Origin of the sequence: Pseudomonas sp. GM79 (genome assembly GCF_000282495.1) — a bacterium.
Classification (GTDB): domain Bacteria; phylum Pseudomonadota; class Gammaproteobacteria; order Pseudomonadales; family Pseudomonadaceae; genus Aquipseudomonas.
The window spans coordinates 17,552-28,979 of record NZ_AKJE01000009.1; the positions used below are offsets into that span (position 1 = coordinate 17,552).

Genomic DNA, 11,428 nt, shown 5'->3' on the forward strand with positions numbered 1-11,428 from the left:
TCTCTGAATGGGGCGTCACATCTTGACTCAGTCTCGGCCGCTAGCCAGTATTGAGCTATCGCCATTTTGGCGATAGCTTGCGGGGCATGTCTACTAAATACCGATTTCGCGATACGTACCGCATTCAGTTGCGCGAGAAGGATCATCCGCCGCCCCATGTCCACCTGACCGGTGGCGGCCTGGACGTGATACTCAGCCTGCAAACCCTCGAAGTGATGATGGGCAAGGCACCGCCGCTGATTATCAAGGAAGCGCTGGAGTGGGTCAGGGCCCATCAGGTGCAATTGCTGGAGGATTGGAAACGATGTTACCCATGAAACGACCACGGCTGTCGGTCGTGCAGGCGTTGCCGGATTACAGGCTGGCGCTGACTTTTATCGATGGGCAGCAACTGAGCCTCGATCTAACTCGCGACCTGCGTTCATACCCGGGGTTGCAGCCATTGCTGGAGGGCCGTGCTTTTGAAGGTGCAGCCTTGGGTGACGATGGCTGGAGCGTGGAGTGGCCCGAACTGGATATCCAGATTGGCGCAGACACGCTCTATCTGGATGCTCTTGCGCAAAATGCGGTAGATGAAAATACCCGTATTTTCATCGATTGGCGTGCTCGCACCGGGTTGCCGCTGAATCAGGCGGCCGAGGCGCTGGGCGTCAGTGCCCGCAGTATCAGTCGCTACAGCAGTGGTCGTGAAGCTGTGCCGCGGTCGTTGGCCCTGGCTTGCCTGGGCTGGGACTTCTTGCAGCAGCAAACAAACCCGGCGCGGGCAGCGGAAGAAACCGGTCGTTACACCGTCACACGCAAGTCCTAACCGGCATCCGGTTTCGGCCGTTCGTACTGGGCATTGAACGCCTCGATGAAACCATTACGCAAAATCTGCAAAAAAGCCTCGAATGCGCTGATATCTCGTTGATGCACGCTGCCTCTGAGCTGGACGCGAGTGGCGAACTGATTTTTCGGTTGGTTCTTCAGCACATTCTCGGTACCCCCGACGAGTGCTTCCCAGATGGAGCGAAAAATCCCTTTGTCCTTGTTCTCCACATCCTGTTGCCAATTGAACACATCGACGTCGTGCAATAGCGGCTTGATGTAGCCGGTGAGTTGGCCCTTGTTGGCTTCGGCTTCGATGACCACGTCGCCATGGCCGGCATTGAAGTCGAACTTACCGTAGGCCGAGGCGAAGTCGTTCATGCGTTTGAGTTCAAGGTTCCTGGCGCGCAGGCGAAATTCGAAGTCCTGGAAGTCGCTCAGCGGATCGAAGGTCGCCGTGGTTTCCAGCGGTGCATGCCCCAGCAACAGAGCCTTGCCGTCGAATCGGGCATCGCGTTTGCCTTTGGTGTCGATCACGTTGGTCAGGTTGTAAATGCTGGCATTGACCTGGGTGGCATTCATGTTCACGGGCGGTTTTGAATTGAAGTTTCGGAAGGTGACCCGCCCGTCGTTGATCCGCACTTCATTCAGGGTAATCGGCAGCAATTTTTCCAATTGTGCCCGCCAGTCAGTGCCCTCACCGGTCTGGGAGTTTTTCTTGTTGGCACCGCCGTCGACGAAGTTCACTTCGGGTTTGTCGAACTGCGCCTCGGCCACCACCGCGTGGTCATACCAGAGCGAGTGCCAGCTGACGGAGAGGTCAATCAATGGCGCGTTGACGAAAGGCACGGGAACCTTGCCATTGACCTTGACGATTTTCAGTCCATTGATTTTGTAGGCGCCGCGCCACAGGGCCAGGTCTACGTCGGTAATCTGTCCGCGGTAGTCACCCATGTTCGCCAATCTTTCGTTGAGGTAATCGCGCACCACGTAGGGCAGGGCAATGTGCAGGGCAACCAGCAGCAGAACGAGGCCGGCGAGGGTCCACAGGGGCCAACTGTATCGACGCTTCATGGCGGCAAATCTCTGGCGGTATAAAGCGATTGACTGCGGGGGTAAGCGGACGTTCGACTGACTGGACGACCACGGGTAACAGGCATACCTTGGACAGCTAATTCAACGCTGTACAAGGACCCAGCCATGAGCCGTATTTATGCTGACAACGCCCATTCCATTGGCAATACGCCGCTGGTTCAGATCAACCGTATCGCCCCGCGTGGTGTCACCATCCTGGCCAAGATCGAAGGGCGCAACCCCGGCTATTCGGTCAAGTGCCGGATCGGCGCGAACATGATCTGGGACGCCGAAAGCACCGGTAAACTCAAGCCTGGCATGACCATCATCGAACCGACTTCGGGCAATACCGGCATCGGCCTGGCATTCGTTGCCGCTGCCCGCGGTTACCGGTTGGTATTGACCATGCCCGCGTCCATGAGCATCGAACGGCGCAAGGTGCTCAAAGCCCTTGGCGCCGAACTGGTGTTGACGGAACCGGCCAAAGGCATGAAAGGCGCGATCGAGAAAGCCGCCGAAATCCTCGCCAGTGATCCATCGACCTACTTCATGCCGGGGCAGTTCGAAAACCCGGCCAACCCGGCCATCCACGAAAAAACCACCGGGCCGGAAATCTGGAACGACACCGACGGTGCGGTCGACGTACTGGTGGCGGGTGTCGGGACAGGTGGAACCATTACCGGGGTTTCGCGGTATATCAAGAATACCCAGGGCAAACCGATTATCTCGGTGGCGGTGGAGCCGGTGGTGTCTCCAGTGATCACCCAGGCGATGGCGGGTGAAGAGATCAAGCCGAGCCCTCACAAAATTCAGGGCATCGGCGCTGGTTTTGTGCCGAAGAACCTGGACCTGTCGATGGTCGACCGGGTCGAACTGGTCAGCGACGATGAGTCCAAGGCAATGGCCCTGCGCCTGATGCAGGAAGAAGGGATTTTGAGCGGTATCTCGTGCGGCGCCGCCATGGCGGTGGCTGTGCGCCTGGCCGAAACCCCGGAAATGCAGGGCAAGACCATCGTGGTGATTCTGCCCGACTCTGGCGAGCGCTACCTGTCGAGCATGCTGTTCAGTGATCTGTTTACCGAACAGGAGAATCAGCAATAACATTTACGACTGCTTCGCAGCCAAACGGGTAGGAGCGAGGCTTGCCCGCGAAGAACGATGACGCGTAATACTTGAAAAAAACGCGGTGCATTCTTCGCGGGCAAGCCTCGCTCCTACAGGTTCTGCGGTTGATTCAGGTCAGCCCCCGTTCAGGAACCTTGTGTTAATAAGTGTTTGTTGCGTAATCCTTAACACTGAATATTGAGTGATGCGGGTATTTCCCGAGGCCGGTAGTGTTTATCATGGCCGATTGCCACGTCGGGTAAATGGCGTTGTGCGAAGTTACCTACTATCAAGGAGTTGTAGATGAACTTTTCCTTTGTCGCGAAGGCGTCGGTGTTGTTGCTGTTTCTCGGTAGCACGCTCTATGTGCACTTGCGTGGCAAGGCGCGTTTGCCGGTTCTGCGTCAGTTCGTCAATCACTCGGCCCTGTTCGCACCTTATAACGCCCTGATGTACCTGTTCTCCAGCGTGCCATCCAAACCCTACCTGGACCGCAGCAAGTTCCCCGAACTGGATGTGCTGAGGGACAATTGGGAAGTTATTCGCGACGAAGCGATGCATTTGTTTGACGAGGGCTACATCCGCGCCGCCGAAAGGAACAACGACGCCGGGTTCGGTTCGTTCTTCAAGAAAGGCTGGAAGCGCTTTTACCTCAAGTGGTACGACAAACCACTGCCATCAGCCGAAGCCCTGTGCCCGAAAACCGTGGCACTGCTCAGCAAAATTCCCAACGTCAAAGGCGCCATGTTTGCGCTGTTGCCCGGCGGCAGTCACCTCAACCCGCATCGCGATCCGTTCGGCGGCTCCCTGCGTTATCACTTGGGGCTGTCGACGCCGAACTCCGACGATTGCCGGATCTTCGTCGACGGTCAGGTCTACGCCTGGCGTGATGGCGAAGACGTGATGTTCGACGAGACCTATGTGCATTGGGTCAAGAATGAAACCGAGCAAACTCGAGTCATTCTGTTCTGCGACATCGAACGACCGCTGAGTAACCGTCTGATGACCCGCATCAACCGCTCGATCAGCGGCTGGCTGGGGCGCGCCACGGCACCCCAGAACCTTGATGATGAACGCGTTGGCGGGATCAACCAGGCCTACGCCAGGAGCAAGAATTTCAGCGACAAATTCAGCGGTCTGGTCAAACAGTGGAAGCGTCGTAACCCCAAGGCCTACCGCGTACTGCGGCCGGTGGTGGCGGTGGTGGTGTTGACGTTGTTGGGGTATTGGCTGCTTGGCTGAGGCTTCTACAAAACTGTAGCGCGATCTGTAGCAGCCGAACGTAGCACCGCTGGGGCTCGACACCTGCTACAGCCCTTTGTCCAAGTCATTACATTTCATGCCGCGCTGGTTCTATTTCGCCAGAGCATGCTCGGCCCGCACCGAATTCATGAACGCCTGCATCGCCGACGACTGAATACGATGACGCCGGGTGATCAGCCCATAGGGTGGCAGCCGTGCTTCGAACTTGATCGGCAACACGGCCAGCAGATCACGGCCGGGATAATCCTCGACCACCGACACGGGTGTAACACCGAGCATGTCGGTCTGCTGGATCAATGAGAGCAGGGTCATGATCGACGTGGTTTCGACGATGCTGCTGGGGATGTCGACCCGTGCGTTGTGAAATACCTGATTGATGATCGCGCGCATCGGGCTTGGATGTTGTTGCAGCACCCAGGTCATGTTCTGCAATTCTGCCCAGCTCAGCTGCTTCTCCTTCGCCAGTGGATTTTGCGCGCCGGCAATCACGCACAAGGCCTCTTCGCCAAGGCTGTCGAACAGCAACTCTTCGGCTCGCGCACCGGCCGGAATCCGCCCCAATACAATATCCAGCTGATCCTGCAACAGGGCCTGTACCAGCACGTCGCTGGTATCGACCTGAATGCTCATCGACAACCGTGGATGGCTTTGCTTCAAGGTGGCGATGGTGCGGGTCAAGAGCCCGGAGGCCAGCGCCGGGATCGCGCCAACCGCGACCCGCCCAAGGTTGCCAGACTCGAGCGCCACCAGTTCTTCGCGCATGCCACTGAGTTCGGCAAACACCATGCGCGCATAGTAGATGACAGTTTCCCCGAAGGGTGTAGAGCGCATACCCCGAGGCAGGCGCTCAAACAGTTCCACACCCAGCAAATCCTCGGCTTCGTGCAGCATCTTGGTCGCCGCGGGCTGGGTCATGCCGATGTGGTCGGCAGCGCGACGCAATGAGCCGAATTCCTGCAACGCCAGCATCAGCCGCAGTTGGCGCAGACGCAGTCGACTGTGGATCACATTGGCAGCAGGAATTCGGGTCATGGGCCGTGCTCGCAAAAAGGACTGCGGCAAGCCTGACAACAAATGTCAGGCGTTGCCAGCATTGCTGTGTCACAGCACCGATTTTGGCTTGGCGACGTGGGGTTTACGCAGGCCCAACAGGGTTTGCAGCACCTTGGAAATCAGCGGCCAGAACAGCATCAGCAGCGCCGCCGTGGTCAGGCCACCCACCAATGGGTTCGACCAGAAGATCCCGATGTGACCGTCGGAGAACAACATCGACTGCCGGAACGCATCTTCAGCCTTGTCCCCCAACACCGCCGCCAGCACTAGCGGCGCGATCGGGTAACCGAGTTTCTTGAACAGATAACCCAGCGCGCCGAAGCCGAGCATCAGCACCACGTCGAAGAACGAGTTATGCACCGAGTACGCACCGATAGCGCAGACCATGATGATGATCGGCGCAATGATCGAGAACGGAATGCGCAGGATCGAAGCGAACAGCGGCACGGTGGCCAACACCACAATCAAGCTGACGACGTTGCCCAGGTACATGCTGGCGATCAGGCCCCAGACGAAGTCATGTTGCTCGACGAACAGCGTCGGGCCCGGGTGCAGGCCCCAGATCATCAAGCCTCCGAGCATCACTGCTGCCGTTGCCGAACCGGGAATGCCCAGCGTCAGCATCGGCAGCAGGGCGCTGGTGCCGGCCGCGTGGTCGGCGGTTTCCGGGGCGATCACGCCTTCGAGTTCACCCTTGCCGAAGTTCTCGCGATTCTTCGAAAAGCGCCGCGCCAGGCTGTAACTCATGAACGATGCCGCCGTCGGGCCGCCCGGCGTGATGCCCATCCAGCAACCGACCAGGGTGCTGCGCACAATCGTCCACCAGTAGCGCGGCAACTTGGCCCACGTGCGCAGGATGATCATCGGCGTGATGCGCGCATGCTCACCGCGAAACACCAGGCCTTCCTCCACCGTGCAGAGGATTTCGCCAATGCCGAACAGGCCGATGACCGCCACTTCGAAGCTGATCCCGGTCATCAGGATCGGCTGGTCGAACGTCAAGCGCAGGTTGCCGGACACGGTGTCCATGCCGACCGCAGCCATGGCGAAACCTATCATCATCGCGACCACGGTTTTCAGCGGCGGGTTCTTGCTCATGCCGATGAACGTGCAGAATGCCAGCAGGTATACCGCGAAGAACTCCGGCGAGCTGAAAGACATGGCGAACGCAGCAATTTTTGTCGACAGGAACGTCAGCAACAACACCCCGGCCAACGCGCCGATCAACGCCGAGCTGAACGCAGCGGTCAGGGCTTCGGCGGCGCGACCTTCGCGGGCCATCGGGTAGCCGTCGAAGGTGGTCGCCACCGATGAGGGCTCGCCGGGGATGTTGAACAGAATCGAGGTGATCGAGCCGCCGAACAGCGCGCCCCAATACATGCACGACAGCAAAATGATCGCCGACACTGGCGACATGGTGAACGTCAGCGGCAGCAACAACGCCACGCCATTCGGGGCGCCGAGGCCGGGCAACACGCCGACCAGAATGCCCAGCAGCACACCGATCACCATCAGGCCGATATGGCCCGGGGTCAGGATCAGGTTCATGCCTTGCAGCAGAGAATCGAACTCGCTCATTTGAAGGTTCTCCCGGCCAGAGCAATCCAGTCGCCCATCGGGCCGGCATCCAGCGGGACCTTGAACCACAGCGCGAAAATCAGGTAGCTGGCGAGCACCGCGCCGAGGGACACGCCGCTGATCGCCAACTTGCCATACGGTTTGACGCGGACCTTGTCACGCCACATGAACCAGGCGATGAAACAGGCCGATGCCACGTAGATGCCAGTGAACGGCATGGCGCCGACGAACAGCGCAATCGGGATAAACACCGATAACACCTGTTTGAACGCACTGCGGCTGACGAATGAAAGGCTCAGGGCTTGCCAGCGCACCAGGGTCAACACACCGTTGCCCACGCTTGCGGCGCTCAGCAACAGGCCAATGTAGAAGGGAAAGTAACCCGGCTCGGGGCCGGAATCGCCCCAGCCGATACCTTGTTCGACGCTGCCGTACATCACCACCGCGCCGATCAGCGTGGTGAAGAGTGTCAGGCCGAGTTCGACCCAGCGGGTACCGACCAGCGCCGGTGAATCCGAAGAATGGGACATGAAAGCACCTCCAGAGGTGACGGCCGTGCGCAGGCGAACGGCCGCAAACAACTCAGTTTTTCAGCCAGCCGGCTTCTTTGAACACCGGCGTAACGCGAGCGGTGTCTTTCTCGATGTAAGCAGTCAGTGGCTCGCCTTCGAGGAAGGTCGGCACCAGTGCGTTCTGCTTGACGTAGGCCTTGAACTCCGGCGTCTCGGTGACTTTGCGCATCAACTCGACATAGAACGCCCGCTGTTCGGCGGTGACTTCGCCGGGCATGAACACGGTGCGTGGGAAGCGATACTGATCGATGCCCAGGCCTTGCTCGTGACAGGTCGGAACGTCGGCCCAGGATTTTTCGCCGGCGACTTTCTCGGTGTAGCTCATGCGTTGCTTACTGAACACGCAGAGCGGTTCGACCTGATCGCCGCGCCACTGGCTGATGCTTTCGCTGGGGTTGTTGACGTTGGCGGCGATGTGTTTGCCGGCCAGTTGGGTCGCGGCTTCACTGCCGCTCTTGAAGGGGATGTACACCAGCTTACTGTTGTTGGTCTGGTTCAGCAGCAGGGTCAATGTCTGGTCGACATCCTTGGACTGGCTGCCACCCATGCGCAGTTTCGACGGGTCGGCCTTGGCCGCTTCGTAGAAGCTTTTCGCATCCTTCCACGGCGCACCTTTGTAGCTCCAGAGGATGAAGTCGTCCTCGGCCACTGCCGCGATGGGGGTCAGTTCCTGCCATTGATAACCGAGCTTGGACACCAGTGGCAACAGATAGATGTTGTTGGTGCCGATCACCAGTTTTTCCGGATCACCCTTATTCATTTTCAGGTCGAGAAACGCTTCGGCGCCGTTGCCGCCGCCCTTGTTGAGGACGATGGTATTCACGTCAAGGAACTTGTGTGTGGTGATGATCGACTGGATCAGTCGGCCGAGTTGATCGGTGCCGCCACCGGGACCGCCAGCGACAACGATTTCGACGTTCTTGTCCGGTTGCCAGGCGTGAGCCAGAGCGGGAAGGGCGCCGGCGGCGACCAGCGTGCAGCCAAGAAACAGACGGGAAGTGCGACGGACGAATGCATTTCGCATGGAAGGGCCTCGTTTTTGTAGTTGTTATGAGTGACTTGGGAAAGCCGCAAGCCTGGCCTGAGTGTGGGAAGCCTGCGGTCCGGCGTCTAGTCAAAACAATACATACACCGATAGCCTGGGGTTATAGGTGATGACCGAGAAAAGCGCATTTTGTCGCTGATCCCTGTGCGCCTGAGCCGTTCAAGCGCAAAGTCGACCCCTGCGCCAAGCGTTGAAAGCCTCCCGAAAGCAGGGTATGCCATAACCCGAGGCTATCGCCTTATTTCAAGTTTTGATTAGACGGTTATCACTGAGCCTTCGATAGTGCTCACCAGCGCCGCCATGAAGCGGCAAAGTTGCAATTCACAACAATAATAAAACGAGGTATGCACCATGGCTCGTCCCAGTGCTTCCCTGCATCTGCCCGGCGCAGATGTCCAGCCAACGGCAGCGTCGAATTTGATGGCCGGTACCAGCAAAGCCAGCAGCGTGCGCTGGCGGATCTTTGCGATCATCTTTGCCTTGACCATGGTCAACCTGATCGATCGGGTGTCGCTGTCCATTGCAATGCCGACCATCGCCCATGAGTTTTCCCTGTCACCGAGCATGCAAGGGCTGATTCTCAGCAGCTTCTTCTGGGCCTATGCGCTGCTGCAGATTCCCGGCGGCTGGATGATTGATCGCTTCGGGCCGCACCGAGTCATCAGTTGGTCCACCGGATTATGGGGAACGTTTCAGGTACTGGCGGCCTTTGCCACCGGCGGCTTGTCGTTGCTCTTCGCGCGGGTGGCCCTGGGGGCTGCGGAAGCACCGTTGTTCCCTTCGGGCGGCAAGCTGATTTCCCTGTGGCTGGCACCGAGCGAGCGCAGTCGCGGCGCGGTGCTGATGGACAGCGGCAGCCCGTTGGGCGTGGCACTTGGCGGTTTGATCATTGCTTATCTGATTGCTTCGCTGGACTCATGGCGCCTGGCGTTCGTGATCGCTGGCATCGCGACCCTAGTCCTGGCCTGGCTGGCGTGGCGGTATCTGCGCGATGACCCTGCCAGTCACCCGCAAGTGAATGCGGCGGAACTGGAGAAAATCAACGCCGGACGCGCCACTCCTGCCGCCGAAGCTGCGCGCATTCCGGTCAAGGGCCTGGGCATTGCCGCACGATCCCTGAGTGGTTTGCTGATTGGTCGTGCCTGCTGGGCGATGGTGTATTTCGGTCTGCTGACCTGGGGGCCGAGTTATCTGGCCCAGGCTCGCGGCTTCGATATCAAGGGCATTGGCGCTGCGACGTTCGTGATCTTCGTGTGCGGCGCGTTGGGTTCGTTGACCGGTGGTTTCCTCTGCGACGGGTTGATCCGCAAGGGCGTCAGCCGCGGTGTGGCGGTCAAGAGTCTGCTGGCGTTTTCCGGCCTGGTGGCCCTCGGTGCGTTCCTGCTGCTGCCGGCCCTGAGCAATCCTTTTGCGGCCGTGGCGTTGTTGGCCATGACCGCGTTTTTCTTGATGTGGGGCAGCCTCTACTGGAGCTTCCCGGCGCTGCTGGCGGCACCGGCGCGGGTCGGCCTGATCGGCGGCGTGATGAATATGGCCGGCAGCACGGGCGGGATTGCGGTGCCGATCCTGGTGGGAATCATTGTGCAAATGACCGGTGGTTTTGCGTCGGTGCTGGGCTTCTTTGCGGTGTGCTCGGCGGTGTTCGTGCTGGCAACTTTATTCATCAGTCTTGAGGAGGTGCGTCATGGGTGAGTTGTGGAACGGTCCCATCATCGATGCCCATCATCACTTCTGGGATCCGTCGATCAATGACCATCCGTGGCTGGCGCCCGAAGCCAACATTCCCTTTCGCTACGGTGATTACAGCGCGATCAAACGTCGCTACTTTCCCGAAGACTATTTCGCTGACGCTGGCCAGCATCGCGTGGTGCAAACGGTGTACGTCGAGACTGAATGGGACCCGCAAGACCCGATTGGCGAAACCCTTTTCATCGAGGGGCTGGCCGTCCGATACGGCGTCCCGAACGCGGTCGTGGCGCAAGCCTGGCTCGATCATCCGGACGCCATTGCAGTGCTCGCCGAACAAGCCAGTTTCAAGTGTGTACGCAGCGTGCGCCACAAACCCGGCGGCCCGACCACGCCTGCGCAAGTTGGCCATGTTCGCAGCCTGATGAGCGACGAACACTGGCGGCGCAGTTTTGCCGCCCTCGAAGGGCTGGACTTGCATTTCGATTTGCAGACCCCGTGGTGGAACCTGCACGAAGCCGAACGGCTGGCTCGGGACTTTCCCGGTACCACGCTGATTCTCAATCACGCCGGGTTGCCCAATGACCGCAGTGCCGAAGGCCTGGCAGGTTGGCGTCTGGCGATGGCGCGGCTAGCCGAATGGCCGAACGTGCAGGTGAAGATTTCCGGTCTTGGGCAGGGTGGCCAGGCATGGCGCGCCAAAGACAACGCCTGGATCGTGCGTGAAGTGATCGCCATGTTCGGCACTGATCGGGCGATGTTCGCCAGCAACTTTCCGGTGGACAGCCTGTGCGGCTCGTTTGATGACATTTACAGCGGTTTCAAATCCATCGTTGCAGATCTGCCAGGTGCCGATCAGGAACGGCTTTTCTACAGCAACGCGCAGCGGGTTTATCGCTGTGAACCTTGTGCCATTGACCGAACATGGCCTGAAACCTTGAGGAGTGAAGCATGAACAAGACGACCATCGCCATGGTCCTGGGTGACCCGGCCGGCATCGGCCCGGAACTGATCGCACGCCTGCTCGCAGAGCCTCAAGTGCGTAGCCAGGCGAATGTGATCCTGATTGCCGATGAAGCGGAAATGCGTCGCGGCATGCGCATCGCCGGGACAGAGTTTCCTTACCGTCGCATCGAATCTCTGGATCAATTGGATTTTCGCGATGACACGCCGCTGTTCTATGACTTCCGTGGCGACACCATTGGCGAGTTCCCGCGCAGCGAAGCCAGTGTCATCGGCGGGCGCC

At 59.2% G+C, this 11,428-nt stretch carries 11 protein-coding genes and 1 pseudogene; 7 read left to right on the plus strand and 5 right to left on the minus strand.

Going from position 1 to position 11,428, the window contains the following annotated elements:
• Window positions 1–86: 86 nt before the first annotated feature.
• Both PMI36_RS27285 and PMI36_RS27280 read left to right on the plus strand, forming a co-directional pair.
• A complete protein-coding gene (locus PMI36_RS27285) occupies window positions 87–317 on the plus strand; it encodes a DUF4160 domain-containing protein (protein WP_032830069.1) in 231 nt (76 codons plus the stop codon).
• Window positions 305–808 carry a DUF2442 domain-containing protein gene (locus tag PMI36_RS27280; RefSeq protein WP_008067578.1) on the plus strand — a complete coding sequence of 168 codons (504 nt, stop codon included), beginning with the start codon at window positions 305–307 and terminating at the stop codon, window positions 806–808. The genes PMI36_RS27285 and PMI36_RS27280 overlap by 13 nt, the downstream gene beginning before the upstream one ends.
• Here PMI36_RS27280 and PMI36_RS27275 read toward each other — a convergent pair.
• Window positions 805–1,881 (minus strand): DUF748 domain-containing protein, encoded by a 1,077-nt coding sequence (locus PMI36_RS27275; RefSeq protein ID WP_008067579.1) that lies wholly within the window; start codon window positions 1,879–1,881, stop codon window positions 805–807. The two genes, PMI36_RS27280 and PMI36_RS27275, sit on opposite strands and share 4 nt — an antisense overlap.
• 126 nt (window positions 1,882–2,007) lie before the next feature.
• Between PMI36_RS27275 and cysK the strand changes: the two genes are divergently transcribed.
• Both cysK and PMI36_RS27265 read left to right on the plus strand, forming a co-directional pair.
• Window positions 2,008–2,982 carry a cysteine synthase A gene (cysK, locus tag PMI36_RS27270; RefSeq protein WP_008067581.1) on the plus strand — a complete coding sequence of 325 codons (975 nt, stop codon included), beginning with the start codon at window positions 2,008–2,010 and terminating at the stop codon, window positions 2,980–2,982.
• Window positions 2,983–3,288: 306 nt separating this feature from the next.
• Window positions 3,289–4,227 (plus strand): aspartyl/asparaginyl beta-hydroxylase domain-containing protein, encoded by a 939-nt coding sequence (locus tag PMI36_RS27265; RefSeq protein WP_008067590.1) that lies wholly within the window; start codon window positions 3,289–3,291, stop codon window positions 4,225–4,227.
• Window positions 4,228–4,338: 111 nt separating this feature from the next.
• Here the strand turns inward: PMI36_RS27265 and PMI36_RS27260 are convergent, their stop codons facing one another.
• From PMI36_RS27260 to PMI36_RS27245, 4 genes are all read right to left on the minus strand, one after another.
• Complete coding sequence (locus tag PMI36_RS27260; protein WP_008067592.1) at window positions 4,339–5,280, minus strand: LysR family transcriptional regulator; 942 nt, start codon at window positions 5,278–5,280, stop codon at window positions 4,339–4,341.
• A 69-nt stretch (window positions 5,281–5,349) separates the two neighbouring features.
• Entirely contained in the window at window positions 5,350–6,879 is a 1,530-nt protein-coding gene (locus PMI36_RS27255; protein WP_008067594.1) for a tripartite tricarboxylate transporter permease, read from the minus strand.
• The gene (locus PMI36_RS27250) at window positions 6,876–7,409 is read right to left on the minus strand and encodes a tripartite tricarboxylate transporter TctB family protein (protein ID WP_008067597.1); all 534 of its coding nucleotides are present in this window, start codon (window positions 7,407–7,409) and stop codon (window positions 6,876–6,878) included. Before PMI36_RS27250 ends, PMI36_RS27255 begins: the two co-directional genes overlap by 4 nt.
• 52 nt (window positions 7,410–7,461) lie before the next feature.
• The gene (locus PMI36_RS27245) at window positions 7,462–8,475 is read right to left on the minus strand and encodes a Bug family tripartite tricarboxylate transporter substrate binding protein (protein WP_008067598.1); all 1,014 of its coding nucleotides are present in this window, start codon (window positions 8,473–8,475) and stop codon (window positions 7,462–7,464) included.
• 441 nt (window positions 8,476–8,916) lie between these two features.
• On the opposite strand from PMI36_RS27245, the gene PMI36_RS27240 reads away from it, so the two are divergent.
• The 3 genes and pseudogenes from PMI36_RS27240 to PMI36_RS27230 all read left to right on the plus strand — a co-directional run.
• Entirely contained in the window at window positions 8,917–10,188 is a 1,272-nt protein-coding gene (locus PMI36_RS27240; RefSeq protein WP_238543561.1) for an MFS transporter, read from the plus strand.
• Window positions 10,181–11,137 (plus strand): amidohydrolase family protein, encoded by a 957-nt coding sequence (locus PMI36_RS27235; RefSeq protein ID WP_008067601.1) that lies wholly within the window; start codon window positions 10,181–10,183, stop codon window positions 11,135–11,137. The genes PMI36_RS27240 and PMI36_RS27235 overlap by 8 nt, the downstream gene beginning before the upstream one ends.
• Window positions 11,134–11,428: pseudogene (locus tag PMI36_RS27230) on the plus strand (4-hydroxythreonine-4-phosphate dehydrogenase PdxA); the annotation flags it as partial. The gene PMI36_RS27235 and the pseudogene PMI36_RS27230, both read left to right, overlap by 4 nt.

What these genes read in the sequence shown, in the direction of transcription:
- PMI36_RS27285 (WP_032830069.1), top strand. Translation starts at nt 87, where the DNA reads ATGTCTACTAAATACCGATTTCGCGATACGTACCGCATTCAGTTGCGC.
- PMI36_RS27280 (WP_008067578.1), top strand. Translation starts at nt 305, where the DNA reads ATGTTACCCATGAAACGACCACGGCTGTCGGTCGTGCAGGCGTTGCCG.
- PMI36_RS27275 (WP_008067579.1), bottom strand. Translation starts at nt 1,881, where the DNA reads ATGAAGCGTCGATACAGTTGGCCCCTGTGGACCCTCGCCGGCCTCGTT.
- cysK (WP_008067581.1), top strand. Translation starts at nt 2,008, where the DNA reads ATGAGCCGTATTTATGCTGACAACGCCCATTCCATTGGCAATACGCCG.
- PMI36_RS27265 (WP_008067590.1), top strand. Translation starts at nt 3,289, where the DNA reads ATGAACTTTTCCTTTGTCGCGAAGGCGTCGGTGTTGTTGCTGTTTCTC.
- PMI36_RS27260 (WP_008067592.1), bottom strand. Translation starts at nt 5,280, where the DNA reads ATGACCCGAATTCCTGCTGCCAATGTGATCCACAGTCGACTGCGTCTG.
- PMI36_RS27255 (WP_008067594.1), bottom strand. Translation starts at nt 6,879, where the DNA reads ATGAGCGAGTTCGATTCTCTGCTGCAAGGCATGAACCTGATCCTGACC.
- PMI36_RS27250 (WP_008067597.1), bottom strand. Translation starts at nt 7,409, where the DNA reads ATGTCCCATTCTTCGGATTCACCGGCGCTGGTCGGTACCCGCTGGGTC.
- PMI36_RS27245 (WP_008067598.1), bottom strand. Translation starts at nt 8,475, where the DNA reads ATGCGAAATGCATTCGTCCGTCGCACTTCCCGTCTGTTTCTTGGCTGC.
- PMI36_RS27240 (WP_238543561.1), top strand. Translation starts at nt 8,917, where the DNA reads ATGGCCGGTACCAGCAAAGCCAGCAGCGTGCGCTGGCGGATCTTTGCG.
- PMI36_RS27235 (WP_008067601.1), top strand. Translation starts at nt 10,181, where the DNA reads ATGGGTGAGTTGTGGAACGGTCCCATCATCGATGCCCATCATCACTTC.